Source organism: Kineococcus xinjiangensis (assembly GCF_002934625.1).
GTDB lineage: Bacteria > Actinomycetota > Actinomycetes > Actinomycetales > Kineococcaceae > Kineococcus_A > Kineococcus_A xinjiangensis.
This window is the reverse complement of sequence record NZ_PTJD01000002.1, coordinates 355,195-378,116: the sequence shown is the minus strand read 5'-3', so window position 1 is coordinate 378,116 and position 22,922 is coordinate 355,195. Positions and strand designations below refer to the sequence as shown.

The following is a 22,922-nucleotide window of genomic DNA, read 5'->3' as shown; positions in this document are numbered from 1 at the left end:
CCGGTGCAGGAACTCGGTCCGTGGGAGGACGTCGATGGCTGGAGGCAGCCAGGGAAGCCGCCCGCTGCTCGCGGGAGCCGAGCGCGTCGCGAAGTACCGGGAGGCCGCCGAGCAGGCCGCGCGGGAGGCCGGGGCGGACGACGAGACGGCCCGCAGGGTCGGTGAGGCCGCGCAGCGGGCGGTCGTGCAGCAGGCCGTGCAGGCACAGGTGCCCGACCGGCCGGCGGAGGGCGTCGCGGGTCTGGCGGACCTGGCGCCCGAGCTGGTGCACCCGGAGCCCGTCGCGCAGGCGCAGGCCGCCCCCGCGGACGCGGGCGCCGGGCCCGGCGCCGCACCGCCGGACGCCGAGCAGCGCCCGGTGCGCCGGGACGCCCCCGCGCAGGGCGGCGGGGAGTGGGCGGCCACCGTCGCCGCCACGCTGCGCGACCCCGCGCCGCCTGCGCGCTGGGGCTGGCGCGGGCGGCTGGTGCGCGGCAGCGGCGGGCTGCTGAAGCTGCGGCCGACGCCCGAGGAGCAGGCCCACCGCGACGCCATCACCACCATCCGGCAGGCCACGTGGCGCCGGGCGGTCAACGTCCTGGTCGCCAACCCCAAGGGCGGCGTCGGCAAGACGCCGACGTCCCTGGTGCTGGCGGGCGTGCTCGGGCACGTCCGCGGCGGCTCCGTCGGCGTGTGGGAGGCCGCGGAGAGCGCCGGCACCCTCAGCCGGCGGGCCGAGGGCCAGCCCGTGCAGGGCCTGGCGGAACTGCTGCGCGGGGCCGCGGGCATCCGCTCCGCCGGGCACCTCGGCGGCTACGCCGCGCCGCAGACCTCCCACGCCGACGTCATCGGCTCCATCGGGTCCCGGCCGGTGCTCACCGCCGCCGACGTGGTCACCACCCGCCGCGTCCTCGACACCTACTACCGCATCACCGTGACCGACACGGGCAACAACCCCGGGCACGAGGCGTTCCTCGCCGCCCTGCACACCGCGGACGCCCTCGTCCTGCCCTGCCTGGTCTCCATCGACGCCCTGGCCGGGGCCGAGGAGGCCCTCGAGGTGGTGCGCGGTGCGGGCGGGCGCGTCAGCGGCGAGGGCGGCCTCGCCTCGCGCGCGGTGGTCGTCCTCGGCCACGACGGCGGCCCGGAGGACGAGCGGGTCTCCGCCGCCCTGCGGCAGCGGCTGGACGAGCTCGGCGTGCACGCCGTCGTCGAGGTGCCCTTCGACCCCGTGGTGCGCCGCGGCGGGGAGATCAGCCTCGCCGGCCTCAGCGAGGAGTCGACCAGGGCGTGGACGGCGGTCGCCGCGGCGGTGGTGGGAGCCCTGCGCTCGGCCCCCACCGACGTCGACCTCGTCGCCGAGTTCGCCCGGGCCGGCTCGCGGCCCGGCTCACCGGCCGCTCCGGTCGTCGACGTCCGCTGACCCGCACGCCAAGGAGATCCCGGTGCAGAACCCCCTCGACGGAATCATCCCCGACTTCAGCATCTTCGGCGCCGAGTTCACCGAGATGTGGCAGAAGATCGCGGCAGGGCTCTGGGGCATCGCCATCCTCATCGCGGTGTACCAGCTCGGCGGCGGCATCCTCGCCATCGCCCAGAACAGGGACGGCCACCCCGTCGCCCTGCGCGCCGCCAAGCGCGAGGCCCAGTCCGCGGCCCTGGCGCTCGGCGGCCTCGTCTGCCTCGGCGTGATCGTCGGGGCGATCATCTTCCTGTTCAGCTGACCGTCGCCGGCCCCGTTCCCCCGCCGGGGGCGGGGCCGCCGCGCGCCGGGCCCCCTGCTCGCCGACCACCCGCGCAACCCATCCGCCGCACCGGAGGAACTGCATGAGCAGGCTGCAGCGAGGCGCCCCGCGGGCGGCTCCCCCGAGAGGGGTGCCGCGCTGGGCGTTCGCCCTCGTCGCCCTCCTCGCCGTCGCCGCCCTCGGCGCGGTCCTCGCGGTCGCCGCGGTGCACCGCGCCCGCGTGGCCGCCGCCCTACCCGCCGCCGGACCCGTGCGGGCCCTCGCCGGCCCGGACGCCGTGCCGGCGGCGGCCGCCGGGCTGCCGGCCGTGGGACTTCCGGACGCGGCCGCGGTCCCCGCGGGCTGCCTCGGCGGCGAGGTGGACCTCGACACCGCCGTGCTCACCGCCCAGCGCGAGGCCCCGCCCACCCCGGCCGGTGCCGCGGCGTTCGCGGCGACCGTGCTGCGCTGGGCGACGGCCACACCGGCCCCTCCGCAGCAGGCCGCCACCGCCGGGGCGGTCCTCACCCCCGACGCCACGGCCGCCGCCCGCAACCTCTCGGGCGTGCACGAGCCCGGGTCCGCCACGCTCACGACGTCGGTCGCGGAAGGCCGGTGGTACCTCGAGGCGTTCACCCCTGAGGAGGCCGTCGTCTCCGTCGTGGGCCGCGCGCGCGGAACCCGGGACGGGGAACCGGCGGGTGAGGCGTGGGTCGCCGGTTCCCTGGTGCTGCGGCAGCTCGAGGGGACCTGGCGCCTGCACGACATCACCGGGGCTCGCCCGGTGGAGGAGATCATGGACATCGGACGCCCCTTCCCCGGAGGCTGCTGACGTGGGTCCCTGCGACATCCCCGGAGTGGAGTTCACGCCCCTGTGCGTCGGCGTCGAGGCCGGCCGGGCGGTCCAGCAGGCCGTGAGCTTCGGCAGCGACCCGCTGGGCTACATCGCCCAGAACCTCCAGCTCGCCTCCGCGTCGCTGGCCGGCACCGTCCTGCCGGAGATGCGGCAGGTCACCCACCCCGACCTCTCCGTGGAGTGGTTCCTCTCCGCCTACCGGGTCAGCTTCGCCCTCGCCGTCTTCACGTGGGTGGTGCTGCTCGGCTGGAACTTCGTGCTGCGCTCGAGGCGGCGGGTCTCCACGGGCGAGCTCGTGGACACGGTGGCGTTCTACACGCCGCTCTTCCTCGGCGCCGTCCTGCTCGGGCCGGTGCTGGGCACCCTGCTGCTGCGGCTGACCGGGGCGCTCACCGACGGCATCGTGGCGTGGGGGGTGGTCGGCAGCGTCGAGCAGACCACCCGGCACCTGCAGGAGGCGATCGCCGCGGGCGGGCCGGCCGAGATGGCCGGCGGGGCGATCATCTCGATCGTCCTGTTCGCCTGCCTCATCGTGGCGCTGCTGCTGGCGCTGCTGACCCTGCTGGTGATGATGGTGACGCTCTACCTGACGGGGGCGATCCTGCCGCTGTCCCTGGTGTGGCTGACCCACCCGCACCAGCGGGACAAGGGCGTGCGCCTCGTCATGGTCTGGATCGGGATCTGCTTCTCCCAGGTGCTGCTGTTCCTGCTGCTGGGCGTGGCCTTCCGGATGATCGGCGGGCTGGCGTCCACGTTCTCGACCGCGGAGATGCGGACCGTGGCGAACCTCGCCGTCGCCGTCATCGCGCTGCTCATGGCCACGCTGGCCCCCGTCGGGCTGTTCCGCTTCGCGCCGGTCGGGCCGACGGCCTCGCCGGTCACCGGGCCGGCGCTGCCGCTGCCGCGCTCCGGCACCCGCCGCTACTCCGAGTCCGCGCACGACTCCCAGACCGCGCAGCTCTCCCGGGCCAACGAGACGCCCGCCGCGGAGGACTCCGACCTCGACTCCGCGGACGCCTCCTCCTCCGCGGGCTCCGGGGGCATCCTCGCGATGGTGGGCCGGCGCGGCTCCCGGCCCTCGGCCACGACCGCCATGGAGTCGGACGGCACCGGCGCGCAGCGCGACGCGGACACCGGCAGCGCCGGTTCCTCCGCCGCGACGACCGCCGCCGGCGGCGCCCGCGGCGACGAGGCCCGCGTCGACGGCACCCGCGCGGTGGAGGCCGGCGGGGAACCGGCCCGGCGCTCGGGGCGCACCCTCACCTCCGCGGGTGCGGCCCTCGCCGCCACGGGGGCGGGCGCCGTCGCCGGGGTGGCCACGGCCGCCGCCGGCCAGGTCGCGCACGGCGTCGGCAGCGCCTCGGCGCGCACGGCGGAACTGGCCCGCTCCGGGGGCGACGCCGCCGCCGAGCAGATGGACCACGGCGACCCGGCGCCCGCCGGCGACCCGGACCCCGGCGGGGAACGGCTGTGAACACCCGCTTCCTCGGCGGCGAGCACGGCCGCCGGGGGTTCTTCGGCGGCGCTCGGAACCGCCCCCGCACCGTCGGCCTCATCGTGGTCGGGGCGCTGGGGGCGGTGGCCATCCTCGCCCTGCAGCTGCCCGGGCTCATCGCCACCCTGATCGCCGCCGCCGCCGTGCACGCCGCCACCATCCGCACCCACCGCGGCTCGCCGCTGGCCCGCTGGCAGGCGCGGCGCCGCTGGCGGGAGCGGCAGGCGCTCGGCACCGTCGCCTTCCGCCCCGTGCGGGAGCGCCCCGCCGACCTGGACCCCGCGGCGCTGCCCCGCCGGGAGCGGACGCCCGCGCAGCGGGAGTGGAACGCCTACCGCGACTGGCCCGACGGCGCGGAGGGCATGCACTGGCTGCAGCGCGAGCGCGGCAGGCCCGGCATCGCCTGGCACACGCCCACGGGCGAGGACGCCTGGCTGTCGGTGGCGTTCAGCGTGGAGGGGCAGGTCCGCGGCATCGAGTCCGACGAGTTCCTCGACTCGGCCTCCGTGGCGTTCGGGGCGATGCTCGCCCGCTACGGCTCCCCGTCCCAGCTGCCCAACCGGGTGCAGACCATCACGCGCGTGCTGCCCGTGGACAGCGCGTACCACGAGGCGTGGGTGTGGGAGCACCTCGACGACTCCTCCGCCGACGCGATCACGGCGCTCATCGCCTCCTACGACGAGGTGGTGCGGCTGGTGAACCGCTCCGGCCTCATGCAGCGCCACTACGCCGTCGTGCGCTGGCCGCTGACGCCGCAGTTCCTCGCCGCCGCCGCCCGCCGCGGCCCGGGGCAGGAGGGGTGGCGGGAGCTGATGGCCGAGGAGATCGCCGCCGTCCGCTCCCACCTGCGCAGCGCGAAGCTGGGCCGGGTGGAGGCGCTGTCCGCGGCGCAGACCGCCGCGGTGCTGCGCCACGTGCAGCACCCGTCGTGGCCCATCGACCAGGCCGCCGACGTCGACGTCGACGCCCCCTGGCTGCCGAGCCGCGACGAGTGGTCCGCGTGCGTCGTCACCGCCCCCGGCCCGGAGGGCGAGGAGGAGCAGTGGTGGCACCGGACGGCGCTGCTGCCCGTGGACGCCTTCGAGACGGGCCCGCGCACCTCGCTCTGGCTGGCGCCGCTGCTGTCGAAGTTGCCGCACCCCATCGTGCGGACGCTGTCCCTGCAGGCCGAGGTGGTCCCCGCCGCCGACGCCCGCGCCGCCGCCCGCATGGACGTCACCACCGACGTCGCGGACCTGCAGGCGCAGCGGGAGAAGGGCGCGCTGACCGACGACGAGCTGCGCGTCGGGCTGACCGCCGCGCGCCAGCGCCTCGCCGACCTGGAACCGGGCTCGGGCCACCACGGGGTCGGCTGGACCGGGCACCTGACGATCTCCGCGCGGTCGCGGCGGGAACTGGTCGAGGCGACCTGGAAGGTCACCGAGGCGGCGAACAACGCGGGCATCGCGTGGCTGGAGTGGCTGGACACCCAGCAGTCCGCGGCGGCGGCGTGCACGTGGCCGCTGGCGCGCGGGATGCGGCCGGTGGAGGCTTCCACCAGCTCGCTGCTGCGCTCGCTGCTGACGGGCACCGGGACGAAGGAGGCGATCTCGTGATCCGCCGCTCCAGCCCCCGGCACGGCGCCCGCTCCGACCTGCTGCGGGCGGGGCCGCTGGCACCGGAACCCGGTGAGGCCACGCGGGCGGTGCCGTTCCGGGTGCGCAACCCCGCGGTGCTCGAGGAGGTCCTCGGCGCCGGCGTGGCGGAAGGTTCCCCGGCGGAGGCCGTCCCGGAGGCCGTCCCCGCGGAGGAGGAGCGGCCCGCCCCGCGCCGGGGCCGCCGCGCCCGCCGGGCGGAGGTCCCGGAGGAGCCCGCCCCCACGGGCTGGCAGGACGTGCCGGAGCCGCAGGGGTTCTCCGTGCGCCGCTCGCTGCGGCGGGCCAGGCGCGGCTGGTACGCCCCGGTGGCCGCCCCCGCCCTGACCACGACGCGGCAGGCGGAGGTCCTGAACACGGCGATCGTGGCCGCGCCGACCGACCCCTACGGCATCATCGTCGGCCGCGACCGGCTCTCCAACGCGCCGGTGGCGCACGACCCGTTCACCGCCTACGAGAAGGGTGAGATCACCTCCCCGGCGGTGGTGGTCCTCGGGGTCGTCGGGGCGGGCAAGTCGAGCCTGCTCAAGACCGTCTACGTGATGCGCCCGCTCATCCTGAGCAACCGCCGGGTCGTCGTCATGGACAAGAAGGACCGCGGTGGGCAGGGCGAGTACGCCGAGCTGACCCGCGCCTTCGGCACCGAGCCGCTGCGCTTCGTGGTGGGCGGAGGCGGCACCACCCTGAACATCCTCGACCCCACGGTCCTCGCCGGTTCCGGTGTGGCGGGGCAGGCGCGGCTGCTGTCGGCGCTGGCGGAGCTGGCGAACAACGGGATGCCGCTGGACGCCAAGCGGGAGCGCCCGGCCCTGCGCGCGGCGCTGCGGGCGACGCTGCAGCGGGCGGAGGCCGACGGGCGCATCCCCGTGCTGGCCGACCTCCTGCCGCGGCTGGGGGAGATCCACGCGGAGTTCGCCGACCACTCGGCGGCCGCGAAGGAGAAGATCCACCAGGCGGGCCTCAACGTGCGGCACCTGCTCTCGGCGCTGCTGTCGGACGAGCTGTCCGGCCTGTTCGACGGGCACACCTCCCCGAACGTGCGCCTGTCCGACCGGCTGACGACGTTCGACATCTCCCAGCTCCCGGACGACTCCCCGGCGGTGAGCATGGTGATGGCGGTGGCCAACGTGTGGCTGCTGGGAACCCTGCGCCACCACCGGGGCCTGCGCACGAACTTCATCGCCGAGGAGGGCTGGGACCTCGTCGGCGGGCCCGGCGGGCGGGTGTTCCAGCGCAACTCCAAGCTCGCCCGCGGCCTGGGGCTGTCCAACATCGCCGCGCTGCACCACATCGCGGACATCCCCGAGCACGACCCGGCGGTGGCGATGCTCAAGGAGGCGCAGACGGTGCACCTGTACCGGCAGGACCGCGCCGAGGACATCGACGCGTGCCTGCGGATGTACAACCTGGACCGGGGGGCGCGGCAGACGCTGGCGAACCTGGAGAGCGGCCACCACCTCCTGAAGATCGGCAACAGGCGCGAGATCCACGTCGAGCACGTGCGCTCCCGGCTGGAGCGGGGGCTGACGAACACCGACGAGGCGATGGTGTCCTCCCCGGTGCGGGGCGTGGTTCCCGCCGAGGGGGGACGGCCGTGAACCGCGGGCTGCCCGAGGGCTGGGAGCCGGTGGAGGAGCCGTTGCTGTCCTGGCGGGCGCGGGCGCAGCTCACCCTGCTCGCCATGGGCGCGACGGCCGCCCTGGCCTGGCACGCGGCCGTCGCGGCCACCTCCGGCGGGGTGGACCTGGCCGAGCCGGACGCCACCCTCGGGGCGCTGGCGCGGCTGGCGCCGGTGTCGGGCCTGGGCCCGGACGCCCCCGCGAACCCGGGCCTGACGGCGGCGCTGTGGGGGGCGCTGCTGCTGCTGGAGCTCGTCGCCTACCTGGCGGCGGCGTGGCAGGTGGGTTCCTGGCGGGCGAGGCGGCGGCGCAGGGCGGCCCGGCGCGCGGCCGCGGTGGTGGGGGAGCGCGCCGCCGGGGAGCGCGTGCCGCCGGAGCGGCCGGTGGAGGCGCGCAGCAGGGTCCGCCGGTGCGCCCGCACGCCCGCGCCGCCGAGGCGGCACGGGCGGCACTGAGGACCCACCGGCGGCCGGAGCCGGCGGGCCGACTACCCGGCGGTCGTGCCGGCGTGCGCGGCCTCGCGGCCGGCGGCGCGCAGCCTGCCGAGCCCCGGCAGGAACCGGCCGGTGCGGGCGGCGTAGGCGCGGTACGCCCCGCCGTGGGTGCGCAGCAGGTACGGCTCCTCCACGCGGCGGACCTGCACCTGCACGGCGAGCAGGAGCGCGGCCAGCGCGGCGAGCGAGAGGGCGTTCGGCACGGCCAGCGCCAGGCCGGCCTGCGCGGTGAGCATCGCGGTGAAGATCGGGTTGCGCACGCGGGCGAACAGGCCGGAGGTGACCAGGTCGGTGCGCTCCGCCTCGTCGACGCCGATGCGCCAGGAGTTCCCCATCGCCGCCTGCGAGGCCACGGTCCCGGTGAACCCGGCGAGCACGAGGCCGAGGCCCGCGACCCGGGTGCCGGTGCCGTCGAGGAGGGCGAGGGTGCCGAGCACCCCGGTGACGGCGAGGGCGGGGGCGAGCAGCCCGGCGACGACGGCGGCGGCGAAGAGGACCCCGGCGGCGCGCTCCAGGGACCAGGGCGCACCGGAGAAGCCGTTGAACCCGGCGGAACCGGTGCGGCGCCGCTGCAGCCAGCTGCGGCCGCCGAAGGCGACGGCGACGCCGAGCGAGTACGCGGTCAGTGCGAGGGCGTCCATCAGGCGTCGACCTCCTCGGCCGGAGCGCAGGCGCCCGTGCCCTCGCAGGCCGCGGGGTCGACGGCGAGCACGACGCCGAGCAGGTCGCCCAGGGCGTGCGCGAGGCGCTCGTCGGCCAGCTCGTAGCGGCTGCGGCGGCCCTCGGGCACGGAGACGACGAGACCGCAGCCGCGCAGGCAGGCGAGGTGGTTGGACAGGTTCTGGCGGGAGACCCCGAGCAGGTCCGCGAGTTCGGCGGGGTAGCCGGGGGCCTCGCGTAGCGCCAGCAGCAGCCGGGCGCGGGTGGGGTCGGAGAGGGCGTGGCCGAAGCGGGCCAGGACCTCGCCGTGGGGCAGCGGTTCCATGCCCGGACAGTACATCGCTTGATGTACTGAAAGCTAGAGTGGTGCTCGCTGGCTAATGGTGTTAGCTTTTCAGCTAACTGAACTAGCCGAGGAGGCTGCGATGTCCGCTGGTGCAGAGGTCCGCCACGTCCAGCGCCCCGGCGGGCGGATCGCCTACGAGGTCCACGGCAGCGGCCCCCTCGTGGTCTGCGTGCCGGGCATGGGGGAGCTGCGCAGCTCCTACCGCCGCACCGCGCCCCTGCTGGTGCAGGCGGGTTTCCGGGTGGCTGCGATGGACCTCCGTGGCCACGGCGGCAGCGACGCCACGTTCGACCGCTACGACGACGTCGCCGCCGGGGAGGACGTGCTCGCCGTGGTGGCCGAGCTGGGCGGCCCCGCCGTCGTCGTCGGGAACTCCATGGGCGCCGGCGCGGCCGCATGGGCGGCCGCGGAGCGCCCCGACGCGGTGAGCGGGCTGGTGCTCCTCGGCCCCTTCGTCCGCAACCCGACGATGAACCCGTTGCTGGCGTGGGCCTTCCGCGCCGCCATGGCCGGCCCGTGGGCTCCCCGCGTCTGGACGTCCTACCTGCCGAAGCTCTACCCGGGACACCGCCCCGACGACCTCGCCGAGCACGTCGCGGCCGTCTCCGCGAGCATGCGCCGCCCCGGCTACGCGGCCGCGTTCCGCGCCACCACCCGCACCAGCCACGCCCCCGTCGAGGCCCGCCTGGACGAGGTGTCCGCCCCGACCCTCGTCGTGATGGGCGAGCGCGACCCCGACTTCCCCGACCCGGCTGCGGAGGGCCGCTGGGTCGCGCAGCGCCTGCGCGGGGAGCTGCTGCTGGTGCCCGGTGCAGGGCACTACCCGCAGGTCGAGGTCCCCGGCACCGTCGGCCCCGCGATCGTGGAGTTCGCCCAGCGGGTCAGCGCCCGTGCCTAGGGCCGGGCTGAACCCGCGCGTCGTCGCCCAGGCCGCCGCCGCCGTCAGCGACGACGTCGGGTTCCCCCGGCTCACCCTCGCGCTGGTCGCCGAGCGGCTCGGGGTCCGCCTGCCCAGCCTCTACAAGCACATCGACTCCCTCGACGGCCTGCGCCGGGACCTGGCGGTCCTCGCCACGCGCGAACTCGGGGAGGCGCTGGGTGGGGCGGCCCTCGGCCGGTCCGGAGCCGACGCCCTGCACGCCGTGGCCGACGCGTACCGCGACTACGCCCGCCGGCACCCCGGCCGCTACGCCGCGACCGTCCGCGCGCCCGACCCGGGCGACGCCGAGCACCTCGCCGCGGCCGACGGGGTGCTGCGGACCGTGCTCGCCGTCCTCGCCGGCTACGGCCTCGCCGGCGACGAGGCCGTGGACGCCGCGCGGGCCCTGCGCGCGGCCCTGCACGGGTTCGCCACGCTGGAGGTCGAGGGCGGTTTCGGCCTGCCCCGGGACGTCGACCGCAGCTACCGGTTCCTCGTGGCGGGGCTGGACGCGGTGCTGGCGGGGCGGGGTCGGGAGGCCTGAACGCGCCGTCCGCGACCCGGATCGACATCCGGTGCGGCGCTCAACGAAGAGGTGCAGTCCGGCTACGCTGAGTGTAGTGGCGACGTCATGTGCCCCTCGAGCGGGAAGAGGTGAGCATGCCCGTCCCGACAGGCGGCCCGCTCCACGGCAGGGCCGCACCCGCCTGCTCTGCGCAGGCCGGACCGCCGACGTGAGCGACGTGACGCGGGTGGAGGACCTCCTCCCCGACGACGAGCGCAGACGGCTCGACGAGTGCGCCCGGGAACCGATCCACGTCCCCGGCGCAGTGCAACCCCACGGTGTCCTGCTCGCCGCCGATCCGGTGACGCACGAGGTCCTGCAGGTCAGTGCCAACTGCAGCAGGCTCCTGAGCGGACCCCCCGAGGTGGTTCTCGGCCAGCACCTCGAGGTGGTGATCGGGAAGGGACCCTCCCGGCGGTTGCGCACCGGCCCGACCGCAGCAGCAGACGATGCCGTCTCCGCGTTCCGCGCCAGGATCGATGGTCGGGGCGTCGACGTCGTCGCCCACGAGGCCGGTGGCCCCCTCGTCGTCGAGATCGAGCGCTCCACCGCCGCCTCGCCGGACCGGCTGCTCGCCGACCTGCACGCCGGCATGCGCCGGCTCTCCCGCTGCGAGACCGTCGAGGAGTTGCGCACGGCCGCGGCGCAGCAGGTCCGCCACCTCACCGGTTTCGAGCGGGTCATGGTGTACCACTTCCACCCCGACGGTCACGGGGAGGTGGTCGCGGAGGACCGGTCCGGGCAGCTCGAGCCCTACCTGGGGCTGCACTACCCCGCCTCCGACATCCCCGCCCAGGCACGCAGGCTGTACGTGCTGCAGCCGTCACGGATGATCGTCCTCGCGGACGAGGGCCCTGCGGAGCTCGTCACGTCCGGCCCCGTCGGTGGGCAGGTGCCCCTCGACCTCAGCCTGGCCCAGCTGCGGGCCGTGTCGCCGCACCACGAGAAGTTCATGCGCAACATGGGGATCGGGGCGAGCCTGTCGCTGCCCGTGGTGCACGACGGGCAGCTGATCGGGATGATCTCCTGCGGCGACCGGACGGCGCGCCACGTGCCCCATCCGCTGCGCCGGGTCTGCGAGTTCCTGGCCCAGCAGCTCACCGCCAGGCTCACCGGTCTGCAGGAGACGCAGCGGCTGAGGAGACGGCTCGAGGTGCAGCACCTGCGGACCCGGCTGGTCGAGCAGATGGTCGGCAGCGACGACGTCGCCGAGGGCCTCACCCGGGGCGAGGTCACGGTGCTCGACCTCGTTCCTGCGGACGGCGCCGTCATCTGCCTGGAGGAGGAGTTCACCGCGCTGGGGACCACCCCGCCGCAGCCGCAGGTGCAGGCCGTGGTCGACCGCTTGCGCAGCGGTGCAGGAGGTGACCTCCCGCTCGTCACCGATGCGCTGCCCACCGACCACCCCGAACTCGCCGGGCTCCTGCCCGCAGCCGCCGGCCTGGTGCTGGTGCCGTTCGGCAGCGACCGCGACTACGTCGCCTGGTTCCGCCGCGAGGTCGACCAGAGCGTGGACTGGCTCGGCGACCAGTCACCGCTGAACCGCGAGACCCCGCTGTCGCCACGCAACTCCTTCTCCGCCTGGCGCCAGAGCGTCTCCGGGCGCTGCCTGCCCTGGGACCCGGTGGAGGTCTCCGAGGCGGAGGAGCTGCGACGCGACATCGACGCCGTCCTGCTCCGCCGCGCCGAGAGCCGACTGGCCCACCTCGGCCTGCACGACGCCCTCACGGGCCTTCCCAACCGGCGACTGCTGATGGACCGCCTGGAGCACGCGCTGCACCGCCACGCCCGCGGCACGTCCGTCGCGCTGCTGTTCATCGACCTGGACCGCTTCAAGCTGGTCAACGACTCCTTCGGCCACGACGTCGGTGACAACCTGCTCATCCACGCCGCCCACCGCATCAGCCAGGTGGCCCGTGCCACCGACACGGTCGCCCGCCTCGGCGGTGACGAGTTCATGGTCCTGTGCGAGGACACCGACGCAGCGGTCGCCGAGGCCATCGCCCAGCGGATTGTCGACGCCTTCCAGCAGCCGGCCGAGGTCGACGGGCGGGAGCTGCGCATCACCGCCTCCATCGGGGTGACCCTCGCCCACCAGCACCACCGCCCGGCGGACCTCCTGCGCGAGGCCGACACCGCGATGTACCTGGCCAAGGAGCTCGGGCGAAACCGCGCCTCCCGCTTCGAGGCGGGTCTGCGCTACCAGGCCCTGCGGCACCTCGACGTCGAACAGGCCCTGCGCCGGGGGCTCGAGCACGGCGAGCTGGCCGTGCACTACCAGCCGGTCATCGACGTGTCCACGGGGCGGTTGCACGGCGCTGAGGCGCTGTTGCGCTGGAACCGCCCCGGCATCGGCCCGGTCCCGCCGGACCAGTTCATCCCGCTGGCAGAGGAGACGGGGTTCATCGTGCCGCTGGGGGAGTGGGTCCTCGGCGAGGCGCTGCACCAGCTCGGCGAGTGGAAGGGGCGGAACCTGCTGCCCAGTGGCTTCCGGATGGCTGTCAACCTCTCCCCGCAGCAGCTCGGCGCCGCCCTCCTCACCAGCGTCGAGCGCGCGATCGGGGACAACGACCTCTCCCCGGCCGAGCTGAGTCTGGAGATCACCGAGACGACGCTGATGTCGGAGCGCTCGAACATGAGCGAGGCGGTCCACGCGCTGGCCTCCCTCGGCGCGAACCTGTCGATCGACGACTTCGGCACCGGCTACTCGTCCTTGGCCCACCTGCGCCACCTGCCCGTGCACCAGCTGAAGGTGGACCGCTCCTTCGTCAGCGGTACGGAGGCGGGTTCGCGCGACGCCGCGCTCATCGCGGCGGTGTGCGGTCTGGCCCAGGAGTTCGGGCTGAGCTGCGTGGCGGAGGGGGTGGAGAGCGCCGAGGAGCTGCAGCTGGTGGCAGACCTCGGTTGCGGGTACGCCCAGGGCTTCCACATCGGCCGTCCCACGTCCGCCGCGGTCTTCGCCGCGCGGTGGATGGGCGACCAGGCAGGCAGCGAGCACCCGCAGTCCTAGCAGGGTGCGCACCGCGCACCACCTCGCGGGCTCCTCAGCGACCCAGCGGACGTGAGGTGGCGAGCGGACGCCTCGGCCCGTCGGGGTCGGTGCCGGTCCCCGCCCTCGCCGGCCCTCAGTCCGCCGTCGCCGCCGGCGGGCAGGCGTCAGCCAGCTCCGACGTCAGCTCCGCGACCGCGAGCTGCCCGAGCGGCGCGGGCATCGCCGTCACCCAGTGCCGCACGCGGTCGGTGGAGCGCAGCGCCACGTCGCGGTAGGCGAACGGGAAGCGCGCAGGGACGGCCGGCTCCCGCCGCAGCCTCGCGAGCAGGCCCCTCGACTCCGGGGAGACGAGGACGACCGGGTAGATCGGGCCCTTCCACGGCCACCCGGACAGCCGCTGCGCCAGCTCCTCGTTGATCTGCTCGACCTCCCACCAGCGGGCGCCGAACCACTCCGTGAGGATCACGTCCCCCGTCATGAGGGCGTCGCCGCGCTGGTGGACGGGGCCGTGCACGGGGAGCGGAGTGGCGACGACGACACCCGCGGGGCCGGCCAGGACGTGGGCGACGCGGTGCTCCGTGCCCGGGACCAGGCGGTCGTGGAGCACGGTCCAGCCGTGGCCGCGGAGCTCCTCCAGCGCCCTGGCGGTGTGCCGCTCCCGGCGGATCTGCGCGGTGAGCGCGCGGTCGGCGGCGCCGCGGCGGTAGCGCGGCGCGATCACCGCGGCGGCGGCGAGCAGCGCGGCCAGGCACAGGGCCGGGCCCAGCAGGGCCCCGCCGAGCAGCAGCGCCACGACCGCCGCGACGAGCAGCGCAGCGGCCACCCACGTCCGCGGGTCCCGCTGCGCCGGTCCCCGCTCCGCCGCCCGCAGGGCCCGCTCGCGCTCCCGCGCCTGCTCCAGCGACCCGGCGGGGCCGCCGTCACGGCGCTTGCGGGGGGCGATGTAGGGGACGTGGGGGGCGAAGGAGCCCGCGTCGCTGCGCTCGGACCTGGAGTCCTCGGTCACACGCTCCTCCAGACCCGTCGTGCACCCCGTGCAGCCACCCCGCGCGGCCGCCCGTGCAGCAGGCGGCCCGGAGCAATCTAGCCCCGGACGGAGATCAGGTGGGTGAACCCGGCGCGGCCCGGCGGCGTGGCGCAGGATGGGGCGATGACGACGACGCCGGGCGCCGACGCGATGCGGGACTTCGTCCTCGCGGGCACCCGGCCGGTGCGCCCGGAGCTGGTGCCCGAGCTGCGGCTGCTCCTGGCCGAGGACACCACCGCCCTGTGGCAGCAGGTCGAGGAGCGCTTCGGGCGCTCGGGCACCGAGCCGCCGTTCTGGGCCGCCGCGTGGGCCGGCGGGCAGGCCGTGGCGCGCTACCTGCTCGACCACCCGACCGTCGTCGCCGGCCGCTCGGTGCTGGACCTGGCCTCCGGCTCCGGCCTGTGCGCCGTCGCCGCCGCCACCGCGGGGGCGGCCCGCGTCCTGGCCGTGGACGTCGACGAGTTCAGTGCGGTGGCGGTCCGGGAGAACGCCGCCCTCAACGACGTGGCGGTCGAGGTGCTCGTCGCCGACCTCCTGGGCGGGGACCCGCCCGCGGTGGACCTCGTGATCGCGGGCGACGTCTGGTACGAGCGCCGGATGGCCGAGCGGTTCCTCGCCTGGCTGCACCGCTGCCGCGACGCGGGGCTCGACGTCCTCGTCGGCGACCCCGGCCGGGCGTTCCTGCCGCGCCGCGCCCTCGTGGAGGTCGCCCGCTACGGCATCGCCGCGGACCCGTCGCTGGAGAGCGCCGCCGTCCGCCACGCCGTGGTGTTCCGGTTGCGCTGAGGTTCCGCCGCGGGCAGCCGGAACAGCACGTGCCGGCGCAGCGGGTGCCCCGCCGGCAGCGCCGGGTGGTCGAAGTCGTCCGCGGGGTCCCTGCGCAGGCCGAGGCGGCGCATGACCGCCTGGGAGCGGGTGTTCGCAGTGGCGGTGAAGGAGACGACCTCCGGCAGCCCGAGGTCGTCGAACCCCACCGCGAGCGCCCGCCGCGCCGCCTCGGTGGCGTAGCCGCGGCCCCACGCCCAGCGCGCCAGCCGCCACCCCACCTCGACGCACGGGGTGAAGGGCGCCTCGAACGACGGCACGGCGAGCCCGGTGAAACCCGCGAACCGGCCCGCGTCCGCGCCCTCGGCCACCTCCACCGCCCACAGCCCCCAGCCGTGCCCGGCGAGGTGGGAGTCGCAGCGGGCGGCGAGGGCGTCGCTGGCCGCGCGGTCGAGGGGAGCGGGGAAGTGCTCCATCACCTCGGGGTCGGCGTTGAGCGCGGCGAAGGGGTCCAGGTCGTCCTCGCGCCAGCGGCGCAGGAGGAGGCGGGGGGTCCGCAGCGTCGCGTCCACGGGCGCAGCCTGCCACGCCCGGAGCGGCCCGTTCCCCGTGCCGGGTCACATGCCGGGGCAGACCTCCGCCCAGCCGGTGACACCCTCCAGGCCGTCGTGCTCGGCGTTGTTGAACACCACCCGGAGGACCGACTCCGCACCCTCGGCGCTCACCGAGCCGTGCCAGCCGTACCTGCCCTCGCCCGGCCAGCCGCCACCCCCGCCGGGCTGGGTGCCCTCCTGCCACACCGGCCGCGGCTCCCGGTCGGATTCGATGAAGACCCCGCCGCCCTCGGCGAGGGCGTCGATCACCTCCTCCTTCGGCGCGTGCAGCCGGATGTGCGTCTGCAGGTGCCAGACCCCCTCGACGGGCATGCCGCCGTAGCGGCAGGTGTCCTCCACGACCGTGGTGATGCCGGCGTCGGCGAGCGGGTCGAGGAAGTTCTCGGCCAGTTGCTCCTCGGCGTCGTCGACGCCCCCACCGCAGCCGGCGGCCACCACCGCGAGCAGCACCAGGCCGCTCGTCCTCGTCCAGCCGCGTCGCACTCGGTTCTCCTCGTCCTCGTCCGGCTCGCCGTCCCCGCGCCGAGAGTCTGCCCGCAGGAGCCGCGCGGGATGCGGCGGGTGCGCAGCGGGCGGGATCTGGCCCGGCGACTACTCCAGTACTAGAGTAGTGCGATGGCCGATCGCCTGACCGATGCGGAGCTGACGGTCCTCGGGCTCCTGGCCGAGCGACCGAGGCACGGCTACGACCTGGACCGGACGGTCGAGGAGCGCGGGATGCGGCAGTGGACGTCCCTCGGCTCCTCCTCGATCTACTACCTGCTCGACAAGCTGGTCGCGCGGGGCCTGGTCGAGAGGGACCCGGCGCCGGCCGGCTCGCGGCGCTCGGTGCACCGGCTCACCGCCACCGGGCACCGGATCACCGAGGAGCAGTCGCTCGACGCCCTCGACACCCCGTCGCCGGTGCGGGGGCGCGTCCTCATCGGCATCGCCAACAGCCGCGAACTCACCTCCCCCGCCGTGCAGGAACGGTTGCGCCGCCGCCTCGGATCCCTGCGCGCCCAGCTCGAGGAACTGGACCGGCGCTCCCGCGAGCAGGAACCCCTCCCCTCGCAGGCCGCGGCGCTCTTCGACTACGGCAGGGCGATGCTCCTCGCGGACGCCGCCTGGACGGAGGACCTCCTGAGATGACCGCAGGAACGCTGGAGAAGTACGACGTCAAACGGGTGCACCGGCACCTGTACCGGGCGCCGCGCGAGGAGTTCGTGCTCGTCGACGTTCCGCCGTCCACCGTCCTCGCCGTGGACGGACGAGGGGACCCCAACACGTCCCCGGAGTACGTCGAGGCCGTCGAGGCGCTCTTCTCGGTGGCGTACGCGCTGAAGTTCCTCAGCAGGCGGGAGCGGGAACGGGACTTCACGGTGGCGCCGCTGGAGGGCCTGTGGCGCGCAGCCGACACCGCCTCGTTCATCCGGCGCGACAAGGACGGCTGGGAGTGGACGATGCTCATCGCCCAGCCGGGGTGGATCACCGCGGAGGAGGTCGAGCGCGCGCGGGCCGCCGCCGGTCGCAGGAAGCGGCTGCCCGCCCTGGAACTGCTGGGCCTGCGGACGCTGGACGAGGGGCTCAGCGCGCAGATCCTGCACGTCGGCCCCTACGACGACGAGGGACCGGTCCTGGCCCGCCTGCACCGCGAGTTCATGCCCGCCCGCGGCCTCACGTTCGGCGGCGACCACCACGAGATCTACCTCAGGGACGCCCGCAGGACCCCGCCCGGGAAACTGCGCACCATCCTGCGGCAACCCGTCCGCCCTGCCTGAGCAGCGCCGCACTCAGGGCGGACCGCCACCGGCGGCGAACCGGGTGATCGCGGCGGCGACCGCGTCGCCGATGCCCGCCGAGGTGTGCCCGGCGGTGTCGACGACGACGAGTTCGCTCCCCGGCCACGCCCGGTGCAGCCGCCAGGCGGCCTCCAGCGGGCCCGCCAGGTCCAGGGTCCCGTGGACGAGCACACCGGGGATGCCGCGCAGGGCCGCCGCGCCCGCCAGCAACTCGCCGTCGGCCAGCCAGGCGGCGTGGGAGAAGTAGTGCGTCACCAGGCGGGCGAAACCCAGGCGGAAGCGCGGATCGTCGTAGCGGGGGTTGCGCCGCCCACCGCTCTCGTGGGCGACGAGGGCCTCCTCCCACTCGCACCACGCCCGCGCGGCCGCCTCCGCGGTCGCCGGATCGGCCAGCAACCGGGCGTAGGCGGCGGTGAGGTCCCCGTCGCGCTCCTGCGGGGGCAGATGGTCGCGCAGCGCCTCCCACTGCCGCGGCAGGAACGCGCCGGCACCCCGGCTGAGCCACTCCACGTCCGCGTGCCGGGTCAGGGTGACCGGACCCAGCACGAGCTGTTCGACGCGCTCCGGGTGGGTCTGCGCGTAGGCCAAGGCCAGGGTGGAACCCCACGATCCGCCGTAGACGAGCCAGCGGTCGATGCCGAGGTGCTCGCGCAGGCGCTCGACGTCGGCCACGAGGTGCCACGTGGTGTTCGTGGACAGGTCGACGCCCGGCTCCCCGGCGTGGGGGGTGCTGCGCCCGCAGCCGCGCTGGTCGTGCAGCACGAGGCGGTGGGCGCCGGGGTCGAACAGGGTCGTCATCCACGGCCCCGCACCGGAACCCGGTCCGCCGTGCAGTGCCAGCGCGGGCCTGCCGCGGGGGTTCCCGTGCTGCTCCCAGTGCAGGACGTGCCCGTCGCCGACGGGCAGCCGGCCCGTCTCGCACGGTTGGCTGACCGGGAAGCGCATCCCGTCAGCCAACCACGGTGCGACGGCCTCCGCGGGAGACCGGCAGCGCGCTGTCCCGCCGCAGCGGGCGGTCGCCGGCGCCGCAGCAGGCGCAGCCGCCCCGCGCGACAGCGGCGCCGAGGCGGGTGACGATGTGCCGGTGACGATGCGACCGGGCCCGCACCCCGAGACGGCGGGCCCCGTGCCCGCCGGGACCGCCGCGCTGCGCGACGTGGTGGCCGCCGGCGGCGTGGTCGTGCTCAGCGGCGCCGGCCTCTCCACGGACTCGGGCATCCCGGACTACCGGGGTCCCAACGGCTCCCTGCAGCGGCACACGCCCATGACGTACCAGGAGTTCACGGGCTCGGCCGCGGGCCGGCGCCGCTACTGGGCGCGCAGCCACGTCGGCTGGCGGCGCTTCCGCCGCGCCCGGCCCAACTCCGGCCACCTGGCCGTCGCGGAGCTGGAGGCCGCCGGTCTGGTCGGCGGCACGGTCACGCAGAACGTCGACGGCCTGCACCTGGCGGCCGGGTCGCGGCGCGTCGTCGAGCTGCACGGCAACCTCGACCGCGTCGTGTGCATGTCCTGCGGCGACGTCAGCCCGCGCGACGAGCTGTCCTGTCGCCTGTCCGAGGCGAACCCCGAGTTCGACGCCCGGCTCGGGGAGCTCACCGCGCTCAACCCCGACGGCGACGCCGACCTGAGCGACGAGCAGGTCGCGGGGTTCCGGATGGTGGGCTGCCCTCGCTGCGGTGCGGACGCGCTCAAGGCGGACGTCGTGTTCTTCGGGGAGACGGTTCCGCGCGACCGGGTCGAGGAGAGCTTCGCGATGGTGGACGCCGCCCGGTCGGTGCTCGTGCTGGGCTCGTCCCTGACGGTCATGTCGGGCTACCGGTTCGTGCTGCACGCCGCCAAGCGCGGCATCCCCGTCGCCATCGTCAACCAGGGCCCCACCCGCGGCGACGCCAAGGCCGACGTGCGGGTGGACGCCCCGCTGGGAGAGGTCCTGCCCGGTCTGGCCGGGGCCCTGACGGCGTCCTGACCGGAGGTGCTCAGGCGGGCCGCCACCGGGCACCACCACCACGGAGCGGGGGACATGGTCACCATCGCCGCACCACGGGTCGTCACGCCCGGCGGGCTGCTGCACGACGGCGTCGTCGAGGTCGTCGACGGGCGGATCACGGGGGTCCGCCCGCTGTCGGCGGCGGGCGCCGACGTCGTGCTGGACTCCGGGGTCCTCCTGCCCGGCCTCGTCGACCTGCAGGTCAACGGCTGCTTCGGCACCGACTTCGTCGACGCGAGCGAGCGGCAGTGGGACGAGCTCACGACCGCCCTGCCGGCCACGGGGGTCACGTCGCTGCTCCCGACCTTCATCACCGCGCCCGTGCCGCACCTCGCGGCGGCGCTGCGCCGCACCGCGGCCCTCCTGCCGCGCCTGCCCGCCCGCCCCCGGGCCCGCGTCCTCGGGGTGCACGTGGAGGGCCCGTTCCTGGCCGCGAACCGCCGCGGCGCGCACGACCCCGCCCACCTGTGCGACCCGGAACCGGCCGCGGTCGAAGCCCTCCTCGAGGCAGGGGGCGACCTCCTGGCGCTGGTGACCCTGGCCCCGGAACGACCGGGCGGCCTGGACGCCGTGCGGCGCCTGGCGTCGGCGGGTGTGCTCGTCAGCCTCGGGCACACCGACGCCACCGCAGAGCAGGTCGAGGCCGCGGCCGGCGCGGGCGCGCGGAAGGTCACCCACCTGTTCAACGCCCAGCGCCCGCTGCACCACCGCGAACCGGGGGTCGTCGGCCAGGCGCTGGCCGACGAGCGCCTCACGCTCGGGCTCATCCTCGACCTGCACCACGTCGCCGCGGCGTCGTGCCGGGTCGCCTTCGCGGCGGCGCCCGGCCGCATCGCCCTGGTCACCGACGCCGCCGCACCCGCCGGCATGCCGCCGGGGCGCTACCGACTCGGTGGCGAAGCGGTGATCCTCGAGGACGGCCGGCCGCCGTTGCGGGAGGACGGCACGCTCGCCGGCTCCGTGCTGCGCCTCGACGAGGCGGTCGCCAACGCCGTGGGCATCGGCGTCGACCTCGTCACCGCCGTGGACGCGGCCACCCGCGTCCCCGCCGACCTGATCGGGCGCCCGGACCTGGGACGCATCGCCCCCGGTGCCGTCGCCGACCTCGTCTGGATGGACGACGGGCTGCGCACGCGGGCGACCTGGGTCGGCGGGGAACCGGCCTTCGCGGCGCAGCCGGTGACGTCGTGAGCCGGCAGGTCGTCGAACTCGTCGCCGCGGAGGGCGGAGGCCGGCCGGTTCTCGCGCGTTCCTCCGCGACGAGCACGTCGGCCTGCCCGCGGGGCACCCCGAGTCCTACCGAGCGGTGGTCGAGCGGGAGGTCCGCGACCGGCCGCGCGCCCGCCGGGTCAGTGCGGGTGCCCGCCCACCTGGCGCGTCCCGGCCGGTGGCAGCGCCGCGGACGCCAGCCGGGTCGGGTACGGCTGCGTCGCGCACCACGACAGCCATCCCGGGGGGAGCCACCCGCCGCTGCGCAGCTGGGGGTGGCGGGGGTGCCGCTGCAGCGCCCAGGTCACGAACACCAGTTCCGCCCAGTCGGAGCGCAGGATCCACGACCCGGGGCCGGCCGGTCCCTCGCCGGTCAGGTGCACCGCGCCCGGCTCCAGCACCTCCGCCGAGGTGACGGAGCCCCAGTCCCACGTCAGCAGCGCCGCAGGGGTGTGCCAGTACATCCCGCAACCGCTGACGGCGAGGGCGCCGGCGTCGACCCGCACCCACCGCGGCGCCGCCCGCCGCTCCTCCTCGGCGCGGCGGCGCGCATCGCCGGCCGCCCTGGCGAGGGCCACGGCGGCCGTCGCGGCCAGCCCACCGGCGCCGGTGGCGAGGAAGAAGCGGGGAGCGCCACGCGGTGGGGCGCCCTCCGGTGCGCGCAGCGCGAGCAGGTCGAACGGGCCGGCGGCCCAGAACCGCTCGTCGGCCGCGAACCGTGGGGGGAACGGGGTGGCGATGTCCAGCCGCGGCTGCGGCACCGCGCCGGCGGCGAGGTCGGCGGCGATCTCGCACGTGTGCCACAGCGCGCTGTCCCGGTCGCTCCACGCGCGCGCCGGCTCCCGTGCGGCCCCGCCCTCGCGCATCCGCCCCTCCCTCCCGCTCGCGCCCCTGCCCCTCCAGTGTGGAGCCGACCGGCGGGAGCCGCCCTGCGCGAGGCCCGGTCAGCCGCGAGGCCCGGTCAGCCGCGAGGCCCGATCAGCGGTGCAGGCGCCGGGCCAGGTCCTCCCGCTCCGCCGCGGGGAACTGGGGCACCTCCAGCAGCAGCGGCAGCAGGTCCGGCCGCGTCGTCAGCGCCCGGAAGGCCGTGGCCACCGTGACGCCGTGCGCCGGCCGGTCGAGGACCTCCACGGCGTCCCCCGCCCGCACCGGCCCCGCCTGCAGCACCCGCAGGTAGGCGCCCGAGGCGCCGTGCTCGGTGAACCGCCGCACCCAGCGCGGCTCGCCCATGCGGACGGCGAACGTCTGGCACGGGATGCGGGGACAGCTCACCTGGAGCTCGAGCTGCGGGCCTACCCGCCAGCGCTCGCCGATCACCGCGCCGTCGACGTCCACGCCCGCGGTCGTCAGGTTCTCCCCGAACGTCCCCGCCGCCAGGGCCCGCCCCAGCAGCCCCTCCCACACGGCGTACTGCTCGCGGGCGTAGGCGTACACCGCCTGGTCGTCCCCGCCGTGGTGCTCGGTGTCGCAGACCACGTCACCGGCCAGGCCGCTGCCGCCCGTGCCCTTCGGGCCGGGGGCGCTCACGTGCACGGGACCCCCGGCCGGGCGCTTGTCGATGCCGCTGAACCCCGACTTCGCCGCCACGGGGCGACGGGCGCCGAGGTTCACGGACAGGATGCTCGCCATCCGCGTCAGCGTAGGGCGACGTCGCGGAGCCGCCGGAGGACCCGGCAGTAGGGTGGCGAGATGGCATCGGGGCAGACGTACGTCATCATCGACGGCGAGAACATCGACGCCACCCTCGGCGGCTCGATCCTCAACGACCGCCCCACCCCGGAGCAGCGGCCCCGCTGGGACCGCGTCCTCGACTTCGCCCGCCGCCGCTGGGACCAGCCGGCCAAGGGCCTGTTCTTCCTCAACGCCACGTCCGGGTACATGCCGCTGCCGTTCGTGCAGGCGCTGCTGGCCCTGGGCTACCAGCCCATCCCGCTGGCCGGCGGCCCGGGCGACAAGGTCGTCGACATCGGCATCCAGCGCACCCTCGACGCGCTGGTGGACCGCGACGGCGACGTCCTCCTCGGCAGCCACGACGGCGACTTCCTGCCGCAGGTGGAGGCGCTGCTCGGCGGGGACCGCCGCGTCGGGCTGCTCGCGTTCCGGGAGTTCGTCAACGCCGGGTACACGCCGCTGCGCGAACGCGGCCTGGAGGTGTTCGACCTCGAGGACGAGGTGCGCGGGTTCAACGTCGTCCTGCCCCGCATCCGGATCATCCCGCTGGCCGAGTTCGACCCGCTGCGCTACCTCTGACGGACC

At 76.0% G+C, this 22,922-nt stretch carries 24 protein-coding genes; 16 read left to right on the top strand and 8 right to left on the bottom strand.

The window, feature by feature from the left end; genetic code table 11:
• Positions 1-34: 34 nt before the first annotated feature.
• From CLV92_RS04600 to CLV92_RS04570, 7 genes are all read left to right on the top strand, one after another.
• Positions 35-1,402: a MinD/ParA family ATP-binding protein gene (locus CLV92_RS04600; protein ID WP_104431597.1), complete on the top strand. Its 1,368-nt coding sequence runs from the start codon at positions 35-37 to the stop codon at positions 1,400-1,402.
• 22 nt (positions 1,403-1,424) lie between these two features.
• A complete protein-coding gene (locus CLV92_RS04595) occupies positions 1,425-1,703 on the top strand; it encodes a hypothetical protein (RefSeq protein WP_104431596.1) in 279 nt (92 codons plus the stop codon).
• 103 nt (positions 1,704-1,806) lie between these two features.
• Positions 1,807-2,535 carry a hypothetical protein gene (locus CLV92_RS04590; protein ID WP_146099417.1) on the top strand — a complete coding sequence of 243 codons (729 nt, stop codon included), beginning with the start codon at positions 1,807-1,809 and terminating at the stop codon, positions 2,533-2,535.
• 1 nt (position 2,536) lies between these two features.
• Complete coding sequence (locus CLV92_RS21275; protein ID WP_158257127.1) at positions 2,537-4,033, top strand: hypothetical protein; 1,497 nt, start codon at positions 2,537-2,539, stop codon at positions 4,031-4,033.
• The gene (locus CLV92_RS04580; protein WP_104431594.1) at positions 4,030-5,649 is read left to right on the top strand and encodes a hypothetical protein; all 1,620 of its coding nucleotides are present in this window, start codon (positions 4,030-4,032) and stop codon (positions 5,647-5,649) included. The genes CLV92_RS21275 and CLV92_RS04580 overlap by 4 nt, the downstream gene beginning before the upstream one ends.
• Positions 5,646-7,286 carry a hypothetical protein gene (locus CLV92_RS04575; protein ID WP_211290860.1) on the top strand — a complete coding sequence of 547 codons (1,641 nt, stop codon included), beginning with the start codon at positions 5,646-5,648 and terminating at the stop codon, positions 7,284-7,286. Before CLV92_RS04580 ends, CLV92_RS04575 begins: the two co-directional genes overlap by 4 nt.
• Positions 7,283-7,762: a hypothetical protein gene (locus CLV92_RS04570; protein WP_104431593.1), complete on the top strand. Its 480-nt coding sequence runs from the start codon at positions 7,283-7,285 to the stop codon at positions 7,760-7,762. Before CLV92_RS04575 ends, CLV92_RS04570 begins: the two co-directional genes overlap by 4 nt.
• A gap of 32 nt (positions 7,763-7,794) precedes the next feature.
• On the opposite strand, the gene CLV92_RS04565 is transcribed toward CLV92_RS04570, so the two are convergent.
• Both CLV92_RS04565 and CLV92_RS04560 read right to left on the bottom strand, forming a co-directional pair.
• The gene (locus CLV92_RS04565) at positions 7,795-8,442 is read right to left on the bottom strand and encodes a methyltransferase family protein (RefSeq protein WP_104431592.1); all 648 of its coding nucleotides are present in this window, start codon (positions 8,440-8,442) and stop codon (positions 7,795-7,797) included.
• Positions 8,442-8,786, bottom strand: coding sequence for an ArsR/SmtB family transcription factor (locus CLV92_RS04560; RefSeq protein WP_104431591.1), 345 nt, complete (start codon positions 8,784-8,786; stop codon positions 8,442-8,444). Before CLV92_RS04560 ends, CLV92_RS04565 begins: the two co-directional genes overlap by 1 nt.
• Before the next feature lie 100 nt (positions 8,787-8,886).
• On the opposite strand from CLV92_RS04560, the gene CLV92_RS04555 reads away from it, so the two are divergent.
• The 3 genes from CLV92_RS04555 to CLV92_RS04545 all read left to right on the top strand — a co-directional run bounded on the left by CLV92_RS04555 (position 8,887) and on the right by CLV92_RS04545 (position 13,301).
• Positions 8,887-9,705 carry an alpha/beta fold hydrolase gene (locus CLV92_RS04555; protein ID WP_104431590.1) on the top strand — a complete coding sequence of 273 codons (819 nt, stop codon included), beginning with the start codon at positions 8,887-8,889 and terminating at the stop codon, positions 9,703-9,705.
• Entirely contained in the window at positions 9,698-10,270 is a 573-nt protein-coding gene (locus CLV92_RS04550) for a WHG domain-containing protein (RefSeq protein ID WP_104431589.1), read from the top strand. The genes CLV92_RS04555 and CLV92_RS04550 overlap by 8 nt, the downstream gene beginning before the upstream one ends.
• A 190-nt stretch (positions 10,271-10,460) precedes the next feature.
• Positions 10,461-13,301 (top strand): bifunctional diguanylate cyclase/phosphodiesterase, encoded by a 2,841-nt coding sequence (locus tag CLV92_RS04545; RefSeq protein WP_158257126.1) that lies wholly within the window; start codon positions 10,461-10,463, stop codon positions 13,299-13,301.
• A 115-nt stretch (positions 13,302-13,416) separates the two neighbouring features.
• On the opposite strand, the gene CLV92_RS04540 is transcribed toward CLV92_RS04545, so the two are convergent.
• Positions 13,417-14,289, bottom strand: a complete 873-nt coding sequence (locus CLV92_RS04540) for an NERD domain-containing protein (protein ID WP_104431587.1) — start codon at positions 14,287-14,289, stop codon at positions 13,417-13,419.
• Positions 14,290-14,433: 144 nt separating this feature from the next.
• Here CLV92_RS04540 and CLV92_RS04535 point away from each other — a divergent pair, with 144 nt between their 5' ends.
• The gene (locus CLV92_RS04535) at positions 14,434-15,096 is read left to right on the top strand and encodes a class I SAM-dependent methyltransferase (protein ID WP_211290859.1); all 663 of its coding nucleotides are present in this window, start codon (positions 14,434-14,436) and stop codon (positions 15,094-15,096) included.
• Here the strand turns inward: CLV92_RS04535 and CLV92_RS04530 are convergent.
• Both CLV92_RS04530 and CLV92_RS04525 read right to left on the bottom strand, forming a co-directional pair.
• Entirely contained in the window at positions 15,024-15,647 is a 624-nt protein-coding gene (locus CLV92_RS04530) for a GNAT family N-acetyltransferase (protein ID WP_211290858.1), read from the bottom strand. The genes CLV92_RS04535 and CLV92_RS04530 overlap by 73 nt on opposite strands.
• A gap of 45 nt (positions 15,648-15,692) precedes the next feature.
• Positions 15,693-16,172: a hypothetical protein gene (locus CLV92_RS04525; protein WP_104431586.1), complete on the bottom strand. Its 480-nt coding sequence runs from the start codon at positions 16,170-16,172 to the stop codon at positions 15,693-15,695.
• 132 nt (positions 16,173-16,304) lie between these two features.
• Between CLV92_RS04525 and CLV92_RS04520 the strand changes: the two genes are divergently transcribed.
• Together CLV92_RS04520 and CLV92_RS04515 are read left to right on the top strand one after the other, a co-directional pair.
• On the top strand, positions 16,305-16,820 hold the full coding sequence (locus tag CLV92_RS04520; protein ID WP_104431585.1) for a PadR family transcriptional regulator: 516 nt from the start codon (positions 16,305-16,307) through the stop codon (positions 16,818-16,820).
• Complete coding sequence (locus tag CLV92_RS04515) at positions 16,817-17,449, top strand: GyrI-like domain-containing protein (RefSeq protein WP_104431584.1); 633 nt, start codon at positions 16,817-16,819, stop codon at positions 17,447-17,449. The genes CLV92_RS04520 and CLV92_RS04515 overlap by 4 nt, the downstream gene beginning before the upstream one ends.
• A 12-nt stretch (positions 17,450-17,461) precedes the next feature.
• On the opposite strand, the gene pip is transcribed toward CLV92_RS04515, so the two are convergent.
• The gene (gene pip, locus CLV92_RS04510) at positions 17,462-18,415 is read right to left on the bottom strand and encodes a prolyl aminopeptidase (RefSeq protein WP_104431583.1); all 954 of its coding nucleotides are present in this window, start codon (positions 18,413-18,415) and stop codon (positions 17,462-17,464) included.
• 145 nt (positions 18,416-18,560) lie between these two features.
• Here pip and CLV92_RS04500 point away from each other — a divergent pair, with 145 nt between their 5' ends.
• Together CLV92_RS04500 and nagA are read left to right on the top strand one after the other, a co-directional pair.
• Positions 18,561-19,436, top strand: a complete 876-nt coding sequence (locus CLV92_RS04500; RefSeq protein ID WP_104431582.1) for an NAD-dependent protein deacetylase — start codon at positions 18,561-18,563, stop codon at positions 19,434-19,436.
• 54 nt (positions 19,437-19,490) lie between these two features.
• On the top strand, positions 19,491-20,648 hold the full coding sequence (gene nagA, locus CLV92_RS04495; RefSeq protein ID WP_104431581.1) for an N-acetylglucosamine-6-phosphate deacetylase: 1,158 nt from the start codon (positions 19,491-19,493) through the stop codon (positions 20,646-20,648).
• 158 nt (positions 20,649-20,806) lie between these two features.
• On the opposite strand, the gene CLV92_RS04490 is transcribed toward nagA, so the two are convergent.
• Both CLV92_RS04490 and CLV92_RS04485 read right to left on the bottom strand, forming a co-directional pair.
• Complete coding sequence (locus tag CLV92_RS04490; RefSeq protein ID WP_104431580.1) at positions 20,807-21,532, bottom strand: hypothetical protein; 726 nt, start codon at positions 21,530-21,532, stop codon at positions 20,807-20,809.
• Between the two features lie 112 nt (positions 21,533-21,644).
• On the bottom strand, positions 21,645-22,295 hold the full coding sequence (locus tag CLV92_RS04485) for an MOSC domain-containing protein (protein ID WP_104431579.1): 651 nt from the start codon (positions 22,293-22,295) through the stop codon (positions 21,645-21,647).
• Between the two features lie 60 nt (positions 22,296-22,355).
• Between CLV92_RS04485 and CLV92_RS04480 the strand changes: the two genes are divergently transcribed.
• The gene (locus CLV92_RS04480) at positions 22,356-22,916 is read left to right on the top strand and encodes an NYN domain-containing protein (RefSeq protein WP_104431578.1); all 561 of its coding nucleotides are present in this window, start codon (positions 22,356-22,358) and stop codon (positions 22,914-22,916) included.
• Positions 22,917-22,922 lie beyond the last annotated feature (6 nt).

Excerpts from the sequence above, each read along its gene's own strand:
- CLV92_RS04600 (WP_104431597.1), top strand. The coding sequence starts at position 35 with ATGGCTGGAGGCAGCCAGGGAAGCCGCCCGCTGCTCGCGGGAGCCGAG.
- CLV92_RS04590 (WP_146099417.1), top strand. The coding sequence starts at position 1,807 with ATGAGCAGGCTGCAGCGAGGCGCCCCGCGGGCGGCTCCCCCGAGAGGG.
- CLV92_RS04565 (WP_104431592.1), bottom strand. The coding sequence starts at position 8,442 with ATGGACGCCCTCGCACTGACCGCGTACTCGCTCGGCGTCGCCGTCGCC.
- CLV92_RS04560 (WP_104431591.1), bottom strand. The coding sequence starts at position 8,786 with ATGGAACCGCTGCCCCACGGCGAGGTCCTGGCCCGCTTCGGCCACGCC.
- CLV92_RS04555 (WP_104431590.1), top strand. The coding sequence starts at position 8,887 with ATGTCCGCTGGTGCAGAGGTCCGCCACGTCCAGCGCCCCGGCGGGCGG.
- CLV92_RS04535 (WP_211290859.1), top strand. The coding sequence starts at position 14,434 with ATGACGACGACGCCGGGCGCCGACGCGATGCGGGACTTCGTCCTCGCG.
- CLV92_RS04520 (WP_104431585.1), top strand. The coding sequence starts at position 16,305 with ATGGCCGATCGCCTGACCGATGCGGAGCTGACGGTCCTCGGGCTCCTG.
- CLV92_RS04515 (WP_104431584.1), top strand. The coding sequence starts at position 16,817 with ATGACCGCAGGAACGCTGGAGAAGTACGACGTCAAACGGGTGCACCGG.
- pip (WP_104431583.1), bottom strand. The coding sequence starts at position 18,415 with ATGCGCTTCCCGGTCAGCCAACCGTGCGAGACGGGCCGGCTGCCCGTC.
- CLV92_RS04500 (WP_104431582.1), top strand. The coding sequence starts at position 18,561 with ATGCGACCGGGCCCGCACCCCGAGACGGCGGGCCCCGTGCCCGCCGGG.
- nagA (WP_104431581.1), top strand. The coding sequence starts at position 19,491 with ATGGTCACCATCGCCGCACCACGGGTCGTCACGCCCGGCGGGCTGCTG.
- CLV92_RS04490 (WP_104431580.1), bottom strand. The coding sequence starts at position 21,532 with ATGCGCGAGGGCGGGGCCGCACGGGAGCCGGCGCGCGCGTGGAGCGAC.
- CLV92_RS04485 (WP_104431579.1), bottom strand. The coding sequence starts at position 22,295 with ATGGCGAGCATCCTGTCCGTGAACCTCGGCGCCCGTCGCCCCGTGGCG.
- CLV92_RS04480 (WP_104431578.1), top strand. The coding sequence starts at position 22,356 with ATGGCATCGGGGCAGACGTACGTCATCATCGACGGCGAGAACATCGAC.